General features: G+C 33.6%; 16 protein-coding genes and 1 tRNA gene. 14 read left to right on the forward strand and 3 right to left on the reverse strand.

All coding sequences use genetic code 11. The features are described 5' to 3' along the window. Window positions 1-33: 33 nt before the first annotated feature. The 4 genes from QYZ68_RS02920 (at window position 34) to QYZ68_RS02935 (ending at window position 4,879) form a co-directional block, all read left to right on the forward strand. Entirely contained in the window at window positions 34-1,185 is a 1,152-nt protein-coding gene (locus QYZ68_RS02920) for a chemotaxis protein CheB (RefSeq protein ID WP_301384073.1), read from the forward strand. Further along, window positions 1,185-2,954, forward strand: a complete 1,770-nt coding sequence (locus tag QYZ68_RS02925) for a BB0569 family chemotaxis protein (protein ID WP_301384074.1) — start codon at window positions 1,185-1,187, stop codon at window positions 2,952-2,954. The genes QYZ68_RS02920 and QYZ68_RS02925 overlap by 1 nt, the downstream gene beginning before the upstream one ends. Window positions 2,955-3,031: 77 nt before the next feature. Continuing rightward, window positions 3,032-3,406, forward strand: a complete 375-nt coding sequence (locus tag QYZ68_RS02930) for a response regulator (RefSeq protein ID WP_301384075.1) — start codon at window positions 3,032-3,034, stop codon at window positions 3,404-3,406. Between the two features lie 120 nt (window positions 3,407-3,526). After that, window positions 3,527-4,879: a Sapep family Mn(2+)-dependent dipeptidase gene (locus QYZ68_RS02935; RefSeq protein ID WP_301384076.1), complete on the forward strand. Its 1,353-nt coding sequence runs from the start codon at window positions 3,527-3,529 to the stop codon at window positions 4,877-4,879. A gap of 44 nt (window positions 4,880-4,923) precedes the next feature. Here QYZ68_RS02935 and QYZ68_RS02940 read toward each other — a convergent pair. Together QYZ68_RS02940 and pyrH are read right to left on the reverse strand one after the other, a co-directional pair. Continuing rightward, window positions 4,924-5,007: transfer RNA gene (locus QYZ68_RS02940), tRNA-Leu, on the reverse strand. An 8-nt stretch (window positions 5,008-5,015) separates the two neighbouring features. Further along, window positions 5,016-5,705 (reverse strand): UMP kinase, encoded by a 690-nt coding sequence (pyrH, locus tag QYZ68_RS02945; protein ID WP_301384077.1) that lies wholly within the window; start codon window positions 5,703-5,705, stop codon window positions 5,016-5,018. Between the two features lie 201 nt (window positions 5,706-5,906). Here pyrH and QYZ68_RS02950 point away from each other — a divergent pair, with 201 nt between their 5' ends. The 9 genes from QYZ68_RS02950 (at window position 5,907) to recG (ending at window position 18,834) form a co-directional block, all read left to right on the forward strand. Then, window positions 5,907-6,986, forward strand: a complete 1,080-nt coding sequence (locus QYZ68_RS02950; RefSeq protein ID WP_301384078.1) for a glycosyltransferase family 2 protein — start codon at window positions 5,907-5,909, stop codon at window positions 6,984-6,986. A gap of 75 nt (window positions 6,987-7,061) precedes the next feature. Further along, on the forward strand, window positions 7,062-7,859 hold the full coding sequence (locus QYZ68_RS02955) for an ATP-binding cassette domain-containing protein (protein WP_476390639.1): 798 nt from the start codon (window positions 7,062-7,064) through the stop codon (window positions 7,857-7,859). Further along, on the forward strand, window positions 7,852-8,694 hold the full coding sequence (locus QYZ68_RS02960; RefSeq protein ID WP_301384080.1) for an ABC transporter permease: 843 nt from the start codon (window positions 7,852-7,854) through the stop codon (window positions 8,692-8,694). Before QYZ68_RS02955 ends, QYZ68_RS02960 begins: the two co-directional genes overlap by 8 nt. Before the next feature lie 240 nt (window positions 8,695-8,934). Continuing rightward, window positions 8,935-10,536, forward strand: a complete 1,602-nt coding sequence (gene pyrG / locus QYZ68_RS02965; RefSeq protein ID WP_301384081.1) for a glutamine hydrolyzing CTP synthase — start codon at window positions 8,935-8,937, stop codon at window positions 10,534-10,536. Window positions 10,537-10,663: 127 nt separating this feature from the next. Next, the gene (locus QYZ68_RS02970; RefSeq protein ID WP_301384083.1) at window positions 10,664-11,251 is read left to right on the forward strand and encodes a hypothetical protein; all 588 of its coding nucleotides are present in this window, start codon (window positions 10,664-10,666) and stop codon (window positions 11,249-11,251) included. A gap of 181 nt (window positions 11,252-11,432) precedes the next feature. Beyond that, window positions 11,433-12,626 (forward strand): methyl-accepting chemotaxis protein, encoded by a 1,194-nt coding sequence (locus QYZ68_RS02975; protein WP_367317278.1) that lies wholly within the window; start codon window positions 11,433-11,435, stop codon window positions 12,624-12,626. A gap of 118 nt (window positions 12,627-12,744) precedes the next feature. Continuing rightward, the gene (dnaE, locus tag QYZ68_RS02980; protein WP_301384086.1) at window positions 12,745-16,188 is read left to right on the forward strand and encodes a DNA polymerase III subunit alpha; all 3,444 of its coding nucleotides are present in this window, start codon (window positions 12,745-12,747) and stop codon (window positions 16,186-16,188) included. A 5-nt stretch (window positions 16,189-16,193) separates the two neighbouring features. Continuing rightward, complete coding sequence (locus QYZ68_RS02985; protein ID WP_301384088.1) at window positions 16,194-16,772, forward strand: YggT family protein; 579 nt, start codon at window positions 16,194-16,196, stop codon at window positions 16,770-16,772. A 10-nt stretch (window positions 16,773-16,782) separates the two neighbouring features. Beyond that, window positions 16,783-18,834 (forward strand): ATP-dependent DNA helicase RecG, encoded by a 2,052-nt coding sequence (gene recG / locus QYZ68_RS02990; RefSeq protein ID WP_301384089.1) that lies wholly within the window; start codon window positions 16,783-16,785, stop codon window positions 18,832-18,834. A gap of 4 nt (window positions 18,835-18,838) precedes the next feature. Here recG and QYZ68_RS02995 read toward each other — a convergent pair whose 3' ends face one another. After that, window positions 18,839-19,633: a M15 family metallopeptidase gene (locus QYZ68_RS02995; protein WP_301384090.1), complete on the reverse strand. Its 795-nt coding sequence runs from the start codon at window positions 19,631-19,633 to the stop codon at window positions 18,839-18,841. A 115-nt stretch (window positions 19,634-19,748) separates the two neighbouring features. Here QYZ68_RS02995 and QYZ68_RS03000 point away from each other — a divergent pair, with 115 nt between their 5' ends. Further along, window positions 19,749-21,089: an MATE family efflux transporter gene (locus QYZ68_RS03000; RefSeq protein WP_301384091.1), complete on the forward strand. Its 1,341-nt coding sequence runs from the start codon at window positions 19,749-19,751 to the stop codon at window positions 21,087-21,089. The last annotated feature ends 150 nt before the right edge of the window (window positions 21,090-21,239 follow it).

Raw genomic sequence — 21,239 nt, forward strand, 5'->3', positions numbered from 1 at the left:
TTTCGGCAATGTAGAGTATACTAAGAGATGGAAATGAAGATATTGATAGTTGATAATCAGGGTTTAATAAGACAGATTTTTGTCAGGGCTTTCAGTCAAGATTTGGATGTTGAGGTTTTAAATCCGGGATCTAATTCTTTAAACCTCATTAATGTTTTTTTACAAAAATTTCCCGATTTGGTTGTTATTGATGAGAATACTGCTAAGTCTAATTTTGGAAGCGCTCTTGAAAATGTTCTTAACAATATTTCACTTCCTGTTGTATTTATAGCTGAAGATGAAAGAAATCCGAATTTTGGATTTCTTGAGAATAAGAAAGATAAGATTAAATTAGTAATCAATAGGCTTAATTTCAAGCTTGTCGTCAACTTATTTAGAAGTGACTACTTAAGTTTGGTAAAGTCTGAGGTCAAAAAGCTTGGCAGTAATAAGCGTACTGTTTCTTTTGATGTTAAAAGGATTAAAGCACCTAGTTTTTCTCCCAAGCCTAGGGTTAAGAAATCTAATGCGGATATTTCTGGTGTAACAAAGAGCTATAAGGTTGCGGATGTTATTAATGTTGCGCCTAAGAATGATCCGGATGTTGTTTTAAAGTATCAGGGTGTTATTAACAAACAAAAAACTGGGAAGGTGATTTTTGTTGGATCTTCAACAGGAGGAACTGAGGCCTTAAGAGTATTTTTAAGGCATTTCAGAAAAGATTCCCCTCCAATTGTTATTGTGCAACACATGCCGGGGGGATTTACAAAGTCTTTTGCAAAAAGTTTAAACAACGAGTTTGAAGTTGATGTGAAAGAGGCTGAGGATGGAGATATTTTAAGACCGGGTCTTGTGGTAATTGCAAATGGTAATTATCATTTGATTGTAAAATATGGTAGTGGTAGTTATTTTGTTAACTTGTTAGACGGACCTTTGGTCAGTAGACACAAGCCGTCGGTTAATGTCTTGTTTCGTTCTGCTGCTATGTATGCGGCGGAGAATGCTATTGGGGTTATGCTTACGGGAATGGGGGATGATGGGGCTGCTTGTATGCTTGAGATGAAGAATAATGGGGCTTATAACATTGCTCAAGACCAGGCTACATCTGTGGTATTTGGAATGCCCATGGAGGCAATAAAAGTGGGTGCTGTAGATAAGGTTCTTCCTTTAAATAAAATATCAGAATGTATTTTAAGGAGATCTTAATGAGCGAAGATAAGCGTTTTGATGTGGACCTTTACATTAGTAAGTTGTTTGCTGAGCTTAGTAATTTTGACGATCGATCGAGGCGGGTTTATTCAAATTTAAGCAAATCAATTCCTAAATTGATAGAAAAACTTTCAAAAGATATTAAAGATCTGTCTTTCAGTGTTGGGCTTATTTCTGATCTTGATATCGAAAATGATTATTCTCTAAATAATTTTATTTATAAAGCTATAAGAGTATTGAATGATTTTGTGTCTTATTTTAATGCTTCAACCGATTCACTTGAAGCTCAGTTTAGCGTTATAAAAGATAAAGTTAAGGACATAGAAATACTTGAAGATGTGATTGAAAAGATGAAAAAAAGTTCTCTTGATATGGAGATAATGTCTATTAATACATTAACGGTTGCCTTAAGAGCTGGGAGAGCAGGTGGGGCTTTTTCTTACATTACAAATGAGATTAAAATTTTAACTCAATCTATGATCAAACAGGCGGATCAGCTTACTAGTAGGGGGAGGGATATTAAGGCTGGACTTGATCGGTCTAAGGAACAGGTACGTGAAAACAATATGGCCGAGAATAAGATTCTTGAAGAATTTAAAGATAGTTTGATGAAGAATATAGATGAATTTTCGGGAGAGATTGGTGAAGTTATTGCTTTTTATGATAGCATATTGGATACACTGAGCGAATTTAAGTTCAAATTTGTAAATGCTGTTTCTTATCTTCAGTTTCAGGATAGACTTACTCAGTCTTTATATCATTTAAACATTATGTATTCTAATGTTGATGTTTTTAAATTTAGAGATACAAGTGAAATCCAGCGATTGAAATTTTTGTCTATCTTTACAGATACGTCCAGAATGATAATCAGAGATGTCATTGATAAATTGGATGAAAATTTGGCTGTGTTTGAGGAATTCGTTGACACATCTATTTCATCTATTCAGACTATTAATGATTTAAAAGCGGAAAACTCTTTATACATTGATATAGCAAGGACTGTGGAGTCTTTTTCAGTTATTTTATCGAATTTACTTAATAGAATAGACGATGTAGAGAAAAATAATTCTAATTTTTTAAGTCTTTATTATGAGCAGATCAAGTTTGTTAAATCTTTAGAGTTTATGTTTTCAAATATTGCAGCTATTTCTGCTAGGTTTCAAAATATTAATGTAGCTTCTAAAATAGAGGTTGTAAAGAGGATTGAACTTGAGGATATGGAAGGTAATATTTCTGAGATGTCAAAAATTATTGGCAATATTGATTTAAACATTAATAAAGGACGCGAGTTTTTAGATCAAATAATATTTTTCTTTGAGAAAGTTGTAAAGGATTATGATAATAGGTTTTATCTTGAGAAGAGCTATTTTAAAAAATTTAAAAAGTTGTTTATGGAGATAAAGAGTAACATTTATGAGATAAAAAATATTGCTATTGATAATATTTTGTCTTACGAAATGTTTTCGGTTGATTTTTTAGAGATATTTGAAGAAATTAAGATAGAGGTTTACAATATTAAAAATTTGAAAGGTAGTCTTTTAGATATCGAAAAGCTAGTGGTTGATATGGGGAAAGATATTAACTTTGAGCTTGATTTAGAGTTGTCTAGGAGTGGTGTTGACTCTGTTGAGATTGAAGACAGGGAATTTGTTCGAAGAATTGCTAATAGGTTTACTTTGTTTATACACAAAAAGCATTTATTGTCTCTTATTGAGGATGAAAAAGATGTTCAATCATTAGATGAGGGTAGTGTAATTTTGTTTTAATTTTTATATAATTACCGAGGGTGTTTTGGATGATTTTTGGAGGCTTTACATGAGGGGAGTAAGTTAAGGAGTGTCGAGTGAAGAAGAGAATTTTAGTTATAGACGATAATAGAGCCATCAGACAAAGTGTTGCCTATATTTTAGAACAGAATGGTTTTGACGTTTCTGAGGCGGAGGATGGTTTGGATGGTGTAACTAAGTTTAAGGAAGCTGTTGGGCAGAGTGACAAGGATTTTGATCTTGTTATTACAGATATAAATATGCCTAATTTAGATGGAATAGGGGTGATCAAACAGATAAGGGAATTTGGAAGTTTTGTTCCAATACTTGTTCTTACAACTGAGTCTGAACAATCAAAGGTTGATGAGGGACGTAAGGCGGGTGCTACCGGGTGGCTTGTTAAGCCTTTCAACCCTGATACTCTCATGCAAACGATATCAAAAATATTTTAGCTTGTATTTTCTGGGTTGAGTTTGGGGTTTGGAGTTACTTCGGGTATGATCGGTTTTTTATGTTTTGCACTCCGGGGGGGGGGTATAGGACATAAGGATTTGATTTTATGGGAGGCTCTTATGGATCTCAAGTTGAAGGAGCGGTTTTATTTTGACTTAGGGGAGTTAGTCGGGTTTAGTAGTGCCACGGGTTCTCCTTTAAAAGATAAGCCCTTTGGTGAACAGATTGATTTATGTTTGGATAAGGTTTTAGAGGTGGCTTGGGGTATCGGGTTTGAAGTTTACAAGGCTGAAGATGGGTATTATGGTTTTGCTGAGATAGGGAAGGGAGATGAACTTATAGGTATTTTGGGACATGTTGATATTGTTGATGTTGGGAATTTGTCCCAGTGGCATTCAGATCCATTTTCCCTTAGCTTTAGGGATGGCAATGTTTATGCTAGAGGTATTTTAGATGATAAGGGGCCTTTGATGGCTGTTCTTTATGCTTTTAAGTCGTTGGTTTTGGAAGGCTTTTCTTTTAGGAAGAGATTTAGGATGATTTTTGGTACGGATGAGGAAACTTTATGGCGTTGTATTGAGCAATATAAAAAAAGGGAAGTGCTTCCCGATTTTTCTTTTACTCCTGATGCAGATTTTCCAGTTGTTAATGCGGAGAAGGGCTTATTGCAGTTTGATGTTATTAGTGAAGAGAGGGGTTTTATGGATTTCAACCTTGGTACTGGATATAATGTTATTCCTGGAGAATGTTCTTTTGAGCTTGGGGATTCTAATAGAGAGGACTTTAGAATTTTACTTGATGGTTTTGGGGATAGGATTAGATATAAATTTCACGAAAGTAACGTTGTAATTCATGGTGCTTCGGCACATGCTTCATTGCCTGATGTTGGAGTTAATGTTGCTCCTTATGCATTAAATATCATCAAAGCTTTGGGAGTGAAGGCTAATTTTATCAACTTTTTTGAGGACAAAGTTGGGTTTACTATCAATGGTGAGAAACTGTTTGGTAAAGTCTTGGAGGATTTGAAATCTGGAAAACTCACCCTCTGTTTAACAAAGATTAGTTTATCTAAAACTTCTAATCAGGTTTTGTCTTTTGATATGAGATATCCTGTGGACTTTAAGAGAGAAGATTTGGTGAGCTTAATAAAGGATGCTCTGATTCCGTATTCTTTAATTTATAATGAGGTCTCTTATCTTGATCCTATTTATGTTGATTCTGATTCAGATTTTGTGAAAACTTTAATTGAGGTTTATAAGGACTTTACAGGAGAAGTTGATGCTGGGCCTATTGCTATTGGCGGTGCGACTTATTCTAGGGCTTTAAAGAATTGTGTTGCTTTTGGTCCTCTCTTTAAGGGGGCGCACAATACAGCGCATCAAACTAACGAACATATGAGAGAGAGCGATCTTTTAAAGCTTGTTTCAATTTATAAGGAAGCTATTAGTAGGCTTAACAGCCAGAGGGTTTAGCTTTTAAGAGGATGATCGTCTTCTGGTTAAAAGAATCGCGCAAATACCGGTAGTCGGAGTCGAACCGACACGAAGCTACCCTCATCAGATTTTGAGTCTGACGCGTCTACCAATTCCGCCATACCGGCAACGCACTCTATTTTACTATAATAGTTCCTAAAAAGTCATTGTTTTTATTAAAAACTTTTTCTAAATTTTTAATATCAAGTCCATTTAGAACATAAGCTTTAAGGTTAAGTTTTAAAGCTAATCTGGTAGCTATTGGATCGAATGGTAAATTGGATCCAGGTGCCCAGTTTTTTCCAACAATATCTTGTAGCTTGTCCCAAGTAATATTATTCAATCCCCTTGCATCGTCAAATTTTTTTGGGTCTTTATCATAAACTTGATTTACGTTTGTTAGGTTAATTATTTCATTAGATCTGAATTTTTCAGCAAATTTTACAGTAACGTAGTCTGTTGAAAATCCCGGTTTCCATCCCGATGCAACTAGTATATTCCCTCTAAAACTAAAATCTTTGGATGGATCGCTTACAACTGGATCAAGGCAGAACGGCCTCATTGATTTGCAAATAAAATCGGCATTTAATTTGGTTGCCATTATTCCAATCCCATCAAGGTCGCTGTTTTCAAATGTGGGGTTTAGTTGTTTGTAAGATTTTTGGTACTCTCTTGCTGTTTTGCCACCACCTGTGATCAATATTATTTTTCTTCTATCATCTTCTCTTATCCATTTAAAAATAAGATTTCTAAAATCCCTAATGTATTCTGTATTAATTTTATTGGGATTAATTACTCCGCCACCAAGGCTAATTATTTTAAGCATTTAAACTCCTTGTTGCTGATAGGAATTTGCCCTCTATTTCACCCTGTATTATATATTATATTTTGAGTTTATTTGAAAATAGGGTTAAAATAATGTAGATTCATTGACCATACTGTACAATATTTGCTTGGGCATTATGGTATGAAGTGTCGTTGGTGGTGGTAGGTTATTCTATACGGGCTTTTGTAGGGTAGTGTTTATTTGGAGGATGTTATGCATAAGTACAAGGTATCTGTGATTATTTGCTTTTTTAATTCAGAGAAGACTCTTGAATTGATAATCAAAGATGCCGTTAATCAAACGTTAAGAGATAAAGAAATTATATTGGTTAATGATGGTTCTTACGATAATAGTTTACAAATAGCTCAAAAGTATGCAGACAGGTATGACTTCATAAAAATTGTTAATCAGAAGAATATGGGAATAGCTGTCTCTAGGAATAATGGATTTGAGAAGGCCCAGGGAGAATATATAGTTTATTGGGATAGTGATGATTCGGTCGAAAGTACCATGCTTGAGGTGTTATACAATAGGGCCAAAGCGGATAACTCAGATGTTGTTTGTTCTCAGTTCTACATTTATTTTCTTGCAAGAGGTATTAAAAGGAAATCTTTGCTTCCTTTTCCTAATTATCCAATAACTGGGAAAGAAGCTTTTGAAAATTTATTATCTACTGTTTTTGCTAGTTTTTCTAGAAGAAATTTTGTTGTGGGTACATTGTGGGATAAGCTCATTAGAAGGGATTTGATTTCAGATCATGGTATTAAACTACATGATGTTGTATTAGAAGATATAGTTTTCCTGGTTCACGTTTTTTTAAAATCGGTCAAGGTTTCTTTTGTTAATAATTATTTCTACACTAATTTTCAGCGGATGGGTAGTGCCAGTTCTTCAATTAGTGTAATAAGTAGGGCTGGTGGTACTCTTGAGGCGATAGAAGCTTTGCTAAAAAATGAGAAAATTTTTGAGAAGTATTTACAGCTTTATAAAAAGTTTTATTTACAACTTTATTATTTTATTTCTTTTAAACAGATTTATATCGTAGTCTGGAATATTAAAGATCGTCCCGTGTATAAGGCTTATAAGTCAAAACTTATCTCTGTTCTTAATGAAATTAAAGGTCATGAAGAGTTCAGGGAGTGTTACTCTAGTCTTAAGAATTCTTCAGGATTAAACGAGATTCAAATCTTACCGCGAGTTATGTTGAAAGTGTGGGATGCCAGTTCAGTGTTCTATGTTAATTTTGCTATATTTATTTATAGGGTTTTTTTAAAGAATTAATGCCTTTTTTAGTTAATGTGGATTTGTTGTTGTGATTTAAGCATTGGGGGTTAGGTGAGCATAGAATGCTTGGATGTGTGCTTTTTTTATGGCAGGCACGAAGTTTACTCAAATTTAAATTTAGTTTTTTCAAAGCCCCAGACTTACCTGATTTTGGGTAAAAATGGGGTAGGTAAGACTACTTTATTAAAGCTTATTAGTGGGCTTTTAAAACCGACTGAAGGAAAGATTCTTTTTAATTCTTTAAATGTTTTTCCAAGGAATCCCATAACTTTGGAAAGTTTGTTTTTTATTCCTGAAGAATTTAAGCTACCAAATATCTCTTTGATCGAGTATTGTAATTCTTTGTGTAAACTTTATCCAAAGTTTAATGAAGAGAATTTTAGAGAATGCTTATTGAAGTTTGATTTGGATATTAATCTTGAGTTTTCATCTTCTTCATATGGACAGAAAAAAAAGGGCATTATTGCTATAGCCGTAGCCACGGATGTGCCTGTTTTAATATTTGATGAGCCTACAAATGGCCTTGACATTGCTTCCAAGAATGTTTTCAGAAGTGTTATAAGTAGTTTAGAAAATAAAATGGTTTTTATTACAGGACATAATGTTAGAGATTTAGTAGATATAGTAGACCATTTGACTGTTATTGATAACAAAAATGTTCTTTTTTCAAACTCAATTTCTCATATTAACGAGAACTATAAAGTTAAAATTGTAGATAAGTTGAGAGGAGAAGAGCTTTATTATGAGGAAATAAGGGATGGGTTTAAGGCACTTTATTTTGAAGATGGGATTTGTGATAAGGCTATTGACCTTGAATTTTTCTTTTTATATGTGACTAGTGGTAAGGTAAGGAATTTAGTAAATGTTTAACTTGAAAAGGTTCTCTAGGCTTTTCAATATGGATTTTATTTATAACAAAAGATCATATCTTTATTTTTTTATGTCAGTCTTTGGTGTCCTCAATTTGATTCATCTCTTTTCAAGGGTTTGTTATAGTTTTAGTTTAATTGATCTTCCTGTTGATGGAATTATGTCTTTACTTTTTGTCTCGTCCTATTTTGTGTCAATACATATGATGTTGAATCATTATAAGTTAATTCATGATCCGCTTACAAATGTGCTCTATTTATCTCTGCCCGTATCAACTCTAGAGAGGTATTTTTTTGTTTTGTTTAAGTTTTTATTTGTACTGCCGTTGTTTTTAATTCTTTGCTATTATTTGAGTATAAATTTTGCTGTGCTATTAGATAGTATTTTTTTAAAAGAAAACAGGACGGATTTTTTTTCTTTAGGTCTTATTTTTAGATTTTTAGGCATAACTTATTTCCATTATCTAAAGGCTTTTCCTATATTTCTAATATCTAGGCTTTTGTTTAGAAGTTATCCTCTTTTAAGGGCTATGGTTATAGGTGTTCTATTCCACATATTATTGGAAGCCTTTTTCAGTTTTGTTATATTTTTTACGGATAATAATTTATTTAAAATTACGTATGATTTTAGTGTTTCAAATAAGGGACCTTACTTGTTTTTATTTAATACTAGTTCCGTTCTTTTTTCAGTTTTGTTGTATCCCTTCGCATATTTTGTTCTCAGAAACTTGGGGAATCCAAACAGCAAGACCGTTTCGGTAATTTTATTAGGCTTAACCTCTTTTTTCTCATTACTATTCTTTATGCTAGTAGCAACGCTAGCCTTGTTATACTAGATGCTTAAAGCATTTATATGATAGCATGCTCGTTTAGCTTAGACTTAAGTGCCCTCTCTTTAAGTAATATTTAAGATGGGTTTGCTACACTTGAAAAAGCGAGAACGTTTTTATTTTTATTAAAAAATAAAGAGTTTAATTTTTGAGTGTATATAATCTTTGATAATTATATATATTCAAAAATATAGAGTGCTGAAGACTTTATAAAAATTGAGTGTTGTAATTTTTGGGGGAGTGTTAATGAAAAATAATCTAAAGATTTTAGTGGTGACAGGAGGTGTAATATCTGGTATAGGGAAGGGAGTGACATCGGCAAGTATTGCAAGATTATTTAGGGATGACTTAAAGATAACGCCAATTAAATGCGATGGGTATTTAAATACAGACCCTGGTACTATCAATCCTGTTGAACATGGAGAAGTTTTTGTTCTTGATGATGGTGGAGAGGTTGACATGGATTTTGGGCATTACGAGAGATTTTTGAATTTAAATGCTAAGTCTAATTGGAATATTACCATGGGTAAAATATATAAAAATATTATTGATAATGAGAGACAAGGCAAATATTTGGGACGAACTGTACAACTTATACCCCATGTTACTGATGAGATAAAGGCAACAATTTTTAAAATTGCTAAAGAGGAAGGCAGTGAACTTTTGGTGATTGAAATAGGTGGGACTGTAGGGGATATGGAAAATATTTTGTTTATTGAGGCTATGAGGCAAATAAGATATGAACTTGGAAGTAGTAGCATTGCTTTCGTACATTTAACTTATGTGCCGAGTCCTGCAGGGATTAATGAGCAAAAATCTAAGCCCACTCAGCAGAGTGTAAAGACACTGAACAAAGCTGGAATTTTTCCAGACTTAATTATTGCAAGAAGTTCTCAGCTTTTGACAAATCAAATAAGACAGAAAATAGCTATGTTTTGTAATGTCGATACTACCTTCATTATTGACAATACGGATGTTGCAACTGTTTATGAAATTCCTATCTCTTTTTACAAACAGGGATTACATGAGATTTTGGGATCTAAGTTTAAAATCAATATTAGACCCAAGATAGAAGAGCTTAATAGATTGGTGAGTGTAATAAAGGGGAATCTTGTATCTCCTAGGAAGATAATAAATATAGCCATTTGTGGTAAATATGCCGAACTAGGAGACTCTTATGCATCAATATTTGAGTCTTTGGTTCATGTGTCTGCTAATTTAGATGTTTTAATTAAGACAACCATAATTGACAGTACTAATTTTGATGAGGAAGTTTTAAGAAATGTAGATGGCCTTGTGGTTCCCGGTGGTTTTGGGGGTAGAGGATATGAGGGTAAAATTCTTGCAATTAAGTATGCAAGAGAGCATAATCTCCCCTTTCTTGGTATTTGCCTTGGCATGCAGCTTGCAGTAATTGAATTTGCACGAAATGTTTGTGGAATACTTGATGCGGATACTGAAGAAAATTTTGGGGGTAATTTTACAGGTAATTCTGTTATTCACTTATTGCCTGAACAAAAGGAGTTAAAAGATAAGGGAGCTACGATGCGACTTGGAGGTTATCCTGTGGTTTTGGAAAAGGATACAATAGCTTTCAAACTTTATGAAAAAGAGAAGATTATTGAAAGGTTTAGACATAGATATGAGGTAAATAATAACTATCTTGATTTGTTTAAGAAAAATGGTCTTGTTGTTTCTGGGTTTTCTGAGGATTTTAAAATAGTAAAAATGGTAGAAATACAAAAGCATAAATTTTTTGTAGCCTGCCAGTTTCATCCTGAACTTATTACAAGGTTGGAGAATCCGTCAAAACTCTTTCTAGGACTAGTTAAAGCCTGTCTTCAATGATTAACTTTAAGACCATTAAATCTAGTCTAGGGTAGAGTGTGAGTTTTACTTATTTCTTTAATATATTACAGAGATTTAATATAATCTGTAGGGTATGTTGTCAGGAAATGTTTATTAGGGGGGTAGCGTGAAAGAGGAAGATATTAAGAAGACGATTGCAATGAAAAGGTTGGTTAAATACTTTTTTGATGAGCTTAAATATAGGATGAAAATACCCTGTTTGAGGCAGAGTAATAAAGATATGAGTACTAAATATATACTTCTTAATCTTTTCAGAAAGATAGCAAATCTTCCGTTTAACAAGAAATATGAAATTGAAGAGCAATTCCCTCTTGACATTGTGGGGAAAATAGTGCAAACGGATGCAGTTCTTATTAAGAGATTAGATTATGAGAGATGTGTTATTGTTGGTGTTATTGAAGCAAAGACGGATCAGAGCGATCTTGATTATGAGCTTGAGAGATTTTTTCTTCAGGGAAACAAAGTTAACGTTCTTTTTTGGCAACCAAAGAGGGTTATTCTTAAGCAGAATGAAGAATTAATTGCGTTAGAATCAGATGATATTTTTAGGTTTGATAATGATTTTTATTTACCAGAAGTGAAAGCAAAGTTGGAGGAATTCATTGAGGTTTTTATGCGGTTTTTTTCTTATGAAGACATTTTATTTGAGTTTAATAAAATAAAGGGTAAGTATTCCCTAGTTAAGAATAATTGAGACATTGAACCCTTGATGAGAGTGAATTTTTGTTGGGCGTACATTTTGAAGGAAATTTGGTTTCATCGGTTGGTTGTGGTATTTTATGGCTTGTGGGGGGCTATTTTAGTTTGGAAAGGCATAGAGTCAAGTTATGCCAGCGTTTTTAGGAAAAAATTGTTTTTGTGGTAAAATTCCTTTTATGCAAAAATTTTCATTTTTTAATAGAAAAAAAACTGATTTAGGTAAGAGGGCTGATTTAAATAAAGAGTCTGAGTCTTTGGAAAATTCTGCGGACAGGAAGAAAGATTTGCGGGTATATGAGTACAAGGCTCCGGTTAAGGAATTAGTAAAGGGATTTTATCATACCAAGGCTTCTGTTAGTAATGCGGTGCTTGGTATTGGGTTTTTATATAAAAATATCTTTGCTAATTTTGATAATCTTGAGCGAATGTTTGAGACAGTTATTAAGATGACCAATGAAGGGCGTTATCAGGCAAGTCTTATTTTTAGTGATATCGAGAGTATCAACGAGGAGAAATTGAAAAAGATTACTGCTGTTATTGTGAGTGTTCAGGGGAGTTTGGAGACGATAAATAGCTTCTTGGGTGCAACCAATATGATTTCTCTTAATGCTAAGCTTGAGGCAGCCAGGGCAAGGGAGTATGGGAAGGGTTTTTCTGTTGTTGCGGATGAGATTAAGCGTCTCTCGAATCAGGCAAAGAGTGTTATGAACATGATTTCTGTTAAGGAAATTGAGGAAGTTTCTAGGGATTTAGTTTCTGAGAATGTCAGAGATTTGCGGTCGGATGTGGATAAGTTTTTCTCAGATTTTCTTGAGAAACTTGATTCTCTTAATGATTTGTTTAAGCATTTTGTTGGGTGTAAGGATGAATTTTTAACTTTAATTGATAACCTTGGGAGTGTTGAAGCTAACGTTTATTGCCTAACAAGAAGTTGTGATTCTTTGTCCTGTTCCGATACCTTCATGTATTCTAATGATGAATTTTTAAAGGAACTGGAGTTTATCATTTCAGAACAGGTGTCTTGGATTAATGTTTTAAGGTTGGTTGTAGAAAATCAGAGGTGTATGGCTATTCAAACGGAACCTGTGAAGCATGGGTTTGGGTTATTTTATAAAGGTCTTTCCCCAAAGCAGGCCGATATTAAGGCAATTTGGGAAGATATTTATTCTTACTATTTGGACATGCATAAATTTGCCGTTAACATATTGAAAATATTTACAGAGGATGGTTTTGACGATTCTGATTTAAGGAGAGCAGGAGATTTTTTGGCTCAAGCGGAAGGCATCTCAGAGGAGATTATTAGAAAGCTTGAATATGTTAAAAACAGGGTGTTTGAATTAGATAACAAAAATATTAATGTTTTTGCGTAGGATTACCTTTCCTGGTAATTCTGTGCAAATACGTTGGGCGATTTAGTTGATGTTAGGCTAGGTTAGAGTATAATCTATTATTAAAGATCAGATTTTATTTTGGTGAAATAAGTTGAGTATGAATTTGAGAGTTAAATTTGTTCATTTGCATGTTCATTCGGATTATTCTCTTTTAGACGGTGCGGCTCATATCGCGGGTATTGTCGCGAAGGCAAGAGAGCATAATATGTCTCATATTGCACTAACGGATCATGGTAATCTTTTTGGTGCTGTTAAGTTTTACAGAGAAGCAAAAAGGGTGGGGATAAAGCCCATAGTTGGCATTGAGGCGTATATGTCAAGTATGTCAAAGCATATAAAGAAGAATGATGATTTAGGAAAGCCCTCTTACCATTTAATTCTTCTTGCTAAAAATGAAATGGGCTATAGGAATTTATTGAAACTTACAAGTATTTCTTATCTGGAAGGATTTTATTATCGTCCTAGGATAGATAAGAGTGATATTGAAAAGTACTCTGAGGGCCTCATCTGTACGTCTGCATGTATTGGTGGAATTATTCCACAACTGATTATGGCAAATAGGCTTGAAGATGCAAAGAATGAAATTCTTTGGTTTAAAAGTGTTTTTGGGGATGATTTTTATCTAGAACTACAGCGGCATGGGATTAGACAGCAAGATATTGTTAATGAGAAGTTAATTGCTTTTTCTAGGGAACTTAATGTTGCATTAACTGTTTCTAATGATTCTCATTATGTTAATAAGGAAGAAGCAACGGCTCAGGATATTATTGTCTGCATTGGAACAGGAGCTAAGAGAAGCGATCCTAATAGACTTAAGATGGAGACCAATGAATTTTATCTTAAGTCTCAGGAAGAGATGTGTGAACTTTTTAAAGATTTGCCGGAAGCTTTGGAAAATACCGTGCGAATTGCAGAAAAGTGTAATAATTTCGAAATAACGTTTCCAGGCCCTATTTTTCCTGAGTACAGAATTCCTGGTGAGTTTGCTACACTGGGTCAATATTTGGAACACCTAACAATTGAAGGATTGGGAGTTAGGTATGGGAGTCTAACTAAGGATATCAAGGAGCGTGCTTTATATGAACTATCAACAATAATTAAGATGGGGTTTGAGACTTATTTTTTAATCGTTTGGGATTTTATTAAATTTGCGCATGATAATGGTATTCCCGTTGGTCCTGGGCGTGGGTCTGGGGCAGGTTCAATTGTCGCGTATGCTCTGAGAATTACAGACATTGATCCTTTAAAATACAATCTTCTTTTTGAAAGATTCTTAAATCCTGAGCGTGTATCTATGCCTGATTTTGATATCGATTTTTGTTTTGAGCGTAGGGATGAAGTCATAGAATATGTTACAAGCAAATACGGAGAGGATAGAGTTGCTCAGATAATTACGTTTGGAACTTTAAAGCCTAAAGCCGTATTTAAAGATGTTGGGAGAGTACTAGATATACCTTTTGCTGAGTCCAATGAGCTCACCAAGCTCATCCCTGATGGTCCAAAGGTTTCTTTAAAAGCAGTCTTAGCAGACAAGAGTTTGAGAGAATATTTTAACAAGGGACCTTTGTATAAGGAAATGATGGATGCAGCTCTTGTGCTTGAGGGGATGAATAGGCATGTTTCAACTCATGCGGCAGGTATTGTGATTTCTAGAGCTCCTTTAACGGAGTATGTTCCGCTTTACAAGGACTACAAGCAAAATACTGTTTCGACACAGTATACAATGGATTTGTTGGAAGATTGTGGGCTTGTGAAGATGGACTTTCTTGGTCTTAAGACATTGACTTTGATAAAGAATGCGGAAAATCTGATTAAAATCGTTAATCCTGATTTTAAAATAGAGGATATTTCTGAGAGTGATGCTAAGACCTTTAAGATGCTGTCTGAGGGACGTAGTACTTCTGTTTTTCAATTTGAGTCGGAGGGTATGCAGCAGGTTTTAAGGGAGGCTAAGCCTGATAGCATTGAAGATTTAATTGCTTTAAATGCACTTTATCGACCGGGGCCTATGCAGTTTATTCCTCAATTTATTGCGGCTAAGACAGGAACTAGGAAGATTAAATATCCTCATCCAGATTTAAAGGAAGTGCTGCAACCAACGTATGGGGTTATTGTCTATCAGGAACAGGTAATGGAAGTTGCAAGAATTATTGGGGGTTTTTCTCTTGGAAAAGCAGATATCTTAAGACGTGCAATGGGAAAGAAGAAAGAAGATGAAATGAACAAGATGAAGATCGACTTTTTAAAGGGGGCACTTCTTAAAGGTTATGATGAGGGGATTGCAAGTGATATATTTGAACTTTTAAAACCCTTTGCAGGCTATGGTTTTAATAAATCGCATGCAGCGGCGTATTCTTTAATAGCCTATCAGACGGCATATCTTAAGGCTAATTATCCTGAAAATTTTATGGCAGCCAACTTAACAAATGAGATTAATAATAGTGAGAAACTTTCTTACTATATTGAAGAAGCGAAATCTATTGGGATTAATGTTTTAAAACCTGATGTGAATCAGTCTTTTAAGGAGTTTCGTGTAATGGAGTCAAATATATCTTATGGTCTTAATGGGATTAAGAATATTGGGGGGGCTATGGTTGACTTTGTTATTGCTGAGAGAGAGGAGAATGGGAAGTATCAATCCTTTGAAGATTTTATTAGAAGGGTAGATGATAGGGTTATAAATAGAAAATTTCTTGAGTCTGGAATAAAGTCTGGACTTTTTGACAGTCTTGGCCAAAACAGAAGAACACTTGTTGAAAATCTTGATAGATTGTTGGAGGTTGTATCTAAGGATAAGAATGATGAGAAACTTGGCCAGAATAGTTTATTTGGATCTCTTGGGGTTCATAAAGCTGTGCAGGAGGGTTTTAATTATGACTTGCTTGAGGAGTATTCTTATTCCGATCTTTTAAGATTTGAGAAGGAGCTTTTAGGTTTTTATGTATCTGGGCATCCTCTTGATCCGTATAGGGCCGCAATAGAAAGCTTTACAACCTTAAATGTGCCAGAAGAGCTTGCTATTAAAAAGAATAGCATTGTGCAATTTGCCGGTGCTTTAAATTCAATAAAGACTATACATACTAAGAAAAGTAATTCTAGGATGGCTTTCGGGGCTGTTGAAGATTTTAAAGGTACAATCGAAATTGTGATTTTTACCGAAAATTACGAGAGATACAAGCATTTACTTATTGAAGGTAATGTAATTGGGGTTGTAGGGAAGCTTACTCTGAGTAGGGATAAATTTTCAATAGTTGTTGAAAAGGCATTGAGCATTGAAGAACTGTCTGTTAATAAGATTAATAACCTTCATATTAAATTTGTTAATGAAAGATTAGGTAATTCTGATCTCCTTTACTCTTTAAAGGATAGAATCTTTAAGTTTGAAGATGATACAGGATCTGCACAGGTTTATCTTTATTTAGGCAGTAATGATAGAAATTTGAAGCTAAAATTAAGTTCAATTTTAAATTTTAAGCCGAATGAAGTTATGATTAATGAGCTGAGGCAGCATGAGATAGTAGAGGATGTTTGGTTTGATTAGGAGGATTGATTTTGATAGTAGAAACTTTGACTATCTTTTTAAATATTTATAGGATTTTAATTTTAATTAGAATTATTCTTAGTTGGCTTGTATCCTCAGGAATTAACACCAATGCATTTTTTAGATTTGTATACAATGCGACAGAGCCGTTTTTGTCTATGTTTAGGAGAATTAAGTTCTTCAGGTTTGGTATGTATGATTTCTCACCAATCGCGGCTTTGATTACTCTTACAATATTTGAGAGAATGTTGTCTTATGGTGATTATAAACTCTCTACATTTATTATGTTGTTTATTATTGAGATTTGGGGAATATTTAGGAGTGTTTTTTTTGCTTTTATTCTTTTCTTTTCTCTAAGATTGATCCTTTTGTTTCTACATCTATTTGATGGCACTGATTTCATGAAAAGCGTCGATTCGTTGTTAATTCCCTTATCTGTTAAGATAAACAACATGGTTACAGATAAGCATATGTCTTATGTTCTTAATCTCGTAGCGGCATCTTTGCTCCTTTTGGCATTTATAATTATTTTTGAGCAGGCTATATTTGCTATTAGTATTCTAGCTTCTCATTTGCCTTTTTAGGAAAATTTTGATGTTTTTGCATGAATTTCAATATGATCTGAAGGGCATAACTGGTCTTGGTGCTAAGGGAATTGATAAGTTAAATAGCCTTAATGTTACAAATATTAAAGAACTCATAGAATATTTCCCAAAAAAATATGAAGATCGTCAAAATATACAAACTTTTCCCGATCCCCTAGAAGTTAGAAATTGTGAGTTTATGACAATTTTTACTGTTCTAGAGCATAGAAATTTTGGAGGTAATTTTAAAAAAAATTTAAAACTCATTGTTCGAAGTGAAAATGATGAAATATTTGAAATCCTTCTGTTTAATAGAGGATTTTTAGAAGGGGTATTTAAAGTAGGTCAAAAATTTTATATTTACTCTAAATTTAATTACAGCGACTATAGTCAAATGTGGAGTTGTTCTAATTTTGATAGTGAACCTTTTAGCTATAATCCTGAAAGATTTAAAAAGATTATGCCGGTTTATTCTCTTGGCGAGGGTCTTACTTCTAAAAAAATATCTTCTTATGTCAAGGAAGCTATTATTTATTTTGTAAAGTTTGGACATTCAGATATTCCTGAATTTTTGATAAAGAAATATTCGTTGTTGTCGCTTCATGAGGCTTTAAATGAGATCCATTTTCCAAGTTCTCTAGAAATGCTTGATAAGGCGAGGAAGACCTTAATTTATAGGGAAGTTTTCTTGCTCCAATTTTTTTCAAGGGGGGAAAATTTTAGTAGAGAGAGAAAACAATTGTCAAGAAATTTGCTTGATCGGATTGTGTCAAGTCTTCCGTTTAAGCTTACGAGGGACCAGAAGCTTGCAATTGATGAGATAATTAGTGATCTTGGGAGTAGTAGGCCGATGAGTAGGTTACTGCAGGGCGATGTTGGAAGTGGAAAAACTCTTGTTGCTTTTCTTTCAAGTATTCCTTTAATCGAGGCTGGATATCAAGTGGCATTTATGGCTCCTACTGATCTTTTAGCAAGGCAGCATTATAACAATTTAGCAAATATATTAAGCAAATTTAGTGTTTCCATAGTTCTTTTAACAGGTGGATTTAAAAAAAAAGAAAGGGAAGATGTTTTGGAAAAAATCAGAAATGGGAAGGCAAGCTTGGTGGTAGGGACTCATGCTATTTTTTCTCAAGGAACAACATTTAAAAAATTAGCTTATGTTATTGTTGATGAACAACATAAATTTGGTGTTGAACAGAGAGAAGAGCTTAAAAATAAAGGACAAGAAGTAGATGTGCTTTTAATGTCAGCGACTCCTATTCCTAGAAGTTTAGCTTTAACTCTCTTTGGAGATCTTGAAGTGTCTTTAATTAAGAGGGGGCCTTCGGGTAGGATACCTGTTACCACTTATTTAGCCAAGCACGGCAATGAAGAGAAGGTTTATGAGTTTTTAAAGAATGAACTTGCAAAAGGACATCAAGTTTATTTTGTTTATCCATTAATAACATCGTCGGAAAAATTTGATTTAAAAGATGCAACTAGTATGTGTTTAAAACTTAAGAGTATTTTTGACAAATATTCTGTTGAAATGATTCATTCCAAACTTGAATCACGTGTTAAAGAGGAAATCATGAATGATTTTTACTCAAAGAAAGTAGACATTTTAGTTGCCACAAGTGTTATTGAAGTAGGTATTGACTGTCCAAATGCAACCTGCATGGTAATAGAACACGCCGAGCGTTTTGGCCTTTCTACTTTACATCAAATAAGGGGACGTGTTGGTAGAGGAAATTTAAAATCTTTTTTGTTTTTACTTTATAAGGAGCCTTTAACAAAGGCAGGAAAATTTAGACTTAAGACTATAAAAGAGAATGTAGATGGATTTAAAATAGCAGAGGAAGACCTTAAATTAAGAGGCCCTGGCAATTTATTTGGACTTGAGCAGACCGGTTATTTAAAACTTAAAATGGCCGATTTTGCTGAACACAAAGATATTATAAGTTTAATGAGGGAAGAACTTAATTTGTTTTTTCTAAATAAATCTTTTTATGATGAGCCGGATATCTCGCTACTTGATAGGCTATTGTTTTCATATTTGAAATCTGTTGGCAAAGAATAGTCACTTAATTTGTATATTTTTGAATTAAATTTGAAATTTCAATTTTATGTTCATTCCAAAATTTAAGAAGTTTATGTTGTAAGTTATTAAAGTATTTTTCTTGAATACTGCATGCTGGTTTTCCAATGTACATGTAATGCCAAGGCTCAGCCTTGTATCCAGTTTCTTTTTCATAATGCTTTGGGTATGATAAAGAAAAACCGTATTTTACTGAATTTTCATAAATCCACTTTCCAGATTTCGTATCGAGTAAATTGTCGTCTATTTTCATGAAATCTATGGCTGTTCCTAATTGATGTTGGGAATGATTAGGCATTGCCGATTGTCTTTCTGCCACCTTTAACCCGTATGTCTTAACATTGTGCTTAAATAGAAATCTTTGATATTCTTCTGTTCTGTATGCCGATACTATTTTAATAGTAAGTCCATTTTCCCTTGCTTTATTTACAAAGTCAATCAGATCCTCTATTAATATTTTTCTTAATTGCAAGTCTTCTTTTCCAATACCCTTCAATTCTTTAAAGGCTTTTAAATAAACCAAGTCAGTTGGTTTGTATTCCCTAGGAATTGAGATTTTTTTATTCACTTGTATTAAAAGACCATTTTTTTCTGCTTCAAGGAGTGTCTTTATTTCTTCTAAGAATTGAATGGGGTTTGCCCTAATTTGCTTTTGATGATCTAATTCCATACCTTGGACAATGTTAAGCAAGATTGACAAGTCCTGATTAGACACACCAACTGCCTGCAAATTTAAGCAGTGAATCAAAAGCGTTGATAAAAAGATACACAACAACCTCATACAAGCACAATTATAATACACATCGTTTTAATTGAGTAAATCGATGGTGGTATTTGTACGTATTTTATTAATCTGGATTATTTTTTATTTGTAAAAGTGGTAGAATGGGCAGGATATGCTTAAGAAGTTTAATAGTTATGATTCTATACTAAGGGAGCTGTTTGTATTAGCTATCCCCACGGCTTTTGAGTCTTTTTTGTTTCATCTGGTAACATTCTTTGATAATTATATGATTGCTTACCTAGGATCTTCCCAAGTGACTGGGGTTTCTCTTGCAAGCAGAATAAATTTTCTTTTCTTTATTGTTGTATTTGGGCTTGGGACTACTCTTAGTGCTTATGCTTCTCAGGCATTTTCTAAGAGCAAGTTTGCGCATATAAGACAGGCATTTGCTTATGTATTAACGATTGGTACAACTATTGGGATTATGTTCTTCTTTATTTCCTTTATATTTTCAAAAGAGATTATTAGCTTCTTCATACAAGAGAAAGATTCCTTAAATTTTGGAGTAGAGTATTTAAAAGTTGTCTCTTTGTCCTACATCTTCATGGCTTATTCTTTTCTGTCTGCTATGGGTTTCAAGAGTTCCAAGGATGTAAGAATACCTTTGGTTGTAACTGTAATTGTTGTGTTGGTTAATATTGTTTTCAATTACATATTCATTTTTGTTCTTGGTATGGGTGTAAGTGGAGCAGCATATGCCACCCTGCTTTCCAGAGTTATTGAGTTTGTTTTTTATTTATTTTATAACCTTTTCAATGTAAAGTCTTATTATCACCTCAGGTTAGATGATTTTTTTGTTCCAAAGAGTGTAAAGGTTGCCAATTTGAGGATACTCATTCCTGTTTTATTACATGAGATTGGTTGGGTTTTAAGCGTAACTATTTTACATGCTTTTTATGCTCGACTTGGAAGTAGTGAATATTCATCTTTTGCAGTCGCATCTAATATTTTGGACTTGTGTTTTGTTTTAATGCATGGGACGGGAGTTGCAACGGGTGTTGTTGTTGGTCATTTGATGGTAGACGATAAAGAGCATGTTAGGTCAGTTGGAGTATTTTTATCGGTTATTGGAGTTATTTTAGGGTTTTTTGTAGCCTTGATTCTTCTTTTAATCGCTAGAATTGCTCCCATTGTTTTTGGCAATCTAGATTCTCCCGAATTGGTTGGTGTCTTTATTTCTGTCTTTGCCAGCATTGTTGTCTTTAAAGGGTTCACATCTCAGGTACTTGTTGGTGTCTTTAGAACTAGTGGAATACCCAATGTTTGTTTTTATATTGAGGTTGGAGTAATAGTTTTTTATACATTGCCTGTTGCTTATTTTTTGGTTTTTTTTACGGAATTTAGGTTTCCGTTGATAGTTTTTATTGTAAATCTTGAAGAAGTTATTAAGAACATACTTATTTTAGTAGAGTTTGGTAAAGGTAATTGGATAAGAGAAATTCAATATGAATAACAGACTTGGGCTGTAAGAGTGTATTATAATTGTAGTGATTGGGATTATTGTATGAGTGACACTGATTTTAAATTCATTTTAATTTCATTTAATAAAGGGATTCTTTTCGCGTTGTTGTAGTGGTTTTGTTTTAATTAAATACTTCTGTAA

Source organism: Borrelia sp. P9F1 (assembly GCF_030436115.1).
In the GTDB taxonomy this organism is placed as follows: Bacteria; Spirochaetota; Spirochaetia; order Borreliales; family Borreliaceae; genus Borrelia.

What these genes read in the sequence shown, in the direction of transcription:
- QYZ68_RS02975 (WP_367317278.1), top strand. Translation starts at nt 11,433, where the DNA reads ATGCAAAAATTTTCATTTTTTAATAGAAAAAAAACTGATTTAGGTAAG.
- pyrG (WP_301384081.1), top strand. Translation starts at nt 8,935, where the DNA reads ATGAAAAATAATCTAAAGATTTTAGTGGTGACAGGAGGTGTAATATCT.
- dnaE (WP_301384086.1), top strand. Translation starts at nt 12,745, where the DNA reads ATGAATTTGAGAGTTAAATTTGTTCATTTGCATGTTCATTCGGATTAT.
- QYZ68_RS03000 (WP_301384091.1), top strand. Translation starts at nt 19,749, where the DNA reads ATGCTTAAGAAGTTTAATAGTTATGATTCTATACTAAGGGAGCTGTTT.
- QYZ68_RS02935 (WP_301384076.1), top strand. Translation starts at nt 3,527, where the DNA reads ATGGATCTCAAGTTGAAGGAGCGGTTTTATTTTGACTTAGGGGAGTTA.
- QYZ68_RS02920 (WP_301384073.1), top strand. Translation starts at nt 34, where the DNA reads ATGAAGATATTGATAGTTGATAATCAGGGTTTAATAAGACAGATTTTT.
- QYZ68_RS02995 (WP_301384090.1), bottom strand. Translation starts at nt 19,633, where the DNA reads ATGAGGTTGTTGTGTATCTTTTTATCAACGCTTTTGATTCACTGCTTA.
- QYZ68_RS02960 (WP_301384080.1), top strand. Translation starts at nt 7,852, where the DNA reads ATGTTTAACTTGAAAAGGTTCTCTAGGCTTTTCAATATGGATTTTATT.
- recG (WP_301384089.1), top strand. Translation starts at nt 16,783, where the DNA reads ATGTTTTTGCATGAATTTCAATATGATCTGAAGGGCATAACTGGTCTT.
- pyrH (WP_301384077.1), bottom strand. Translation starts at nt 5,705, where the DNA reads ATGCTTAAAATAATTAGCCTTGGTGGCGGAGTAATTAATCCCAATAAA.
- QYZ68_RS02925 (WP_301384074.1), top strand. Translation starts at nt 1,185, where the DNA reads ATGAGCGAAGATAAGCGTTTTGATGTGGACCTTTACATTAGTAAGTTG.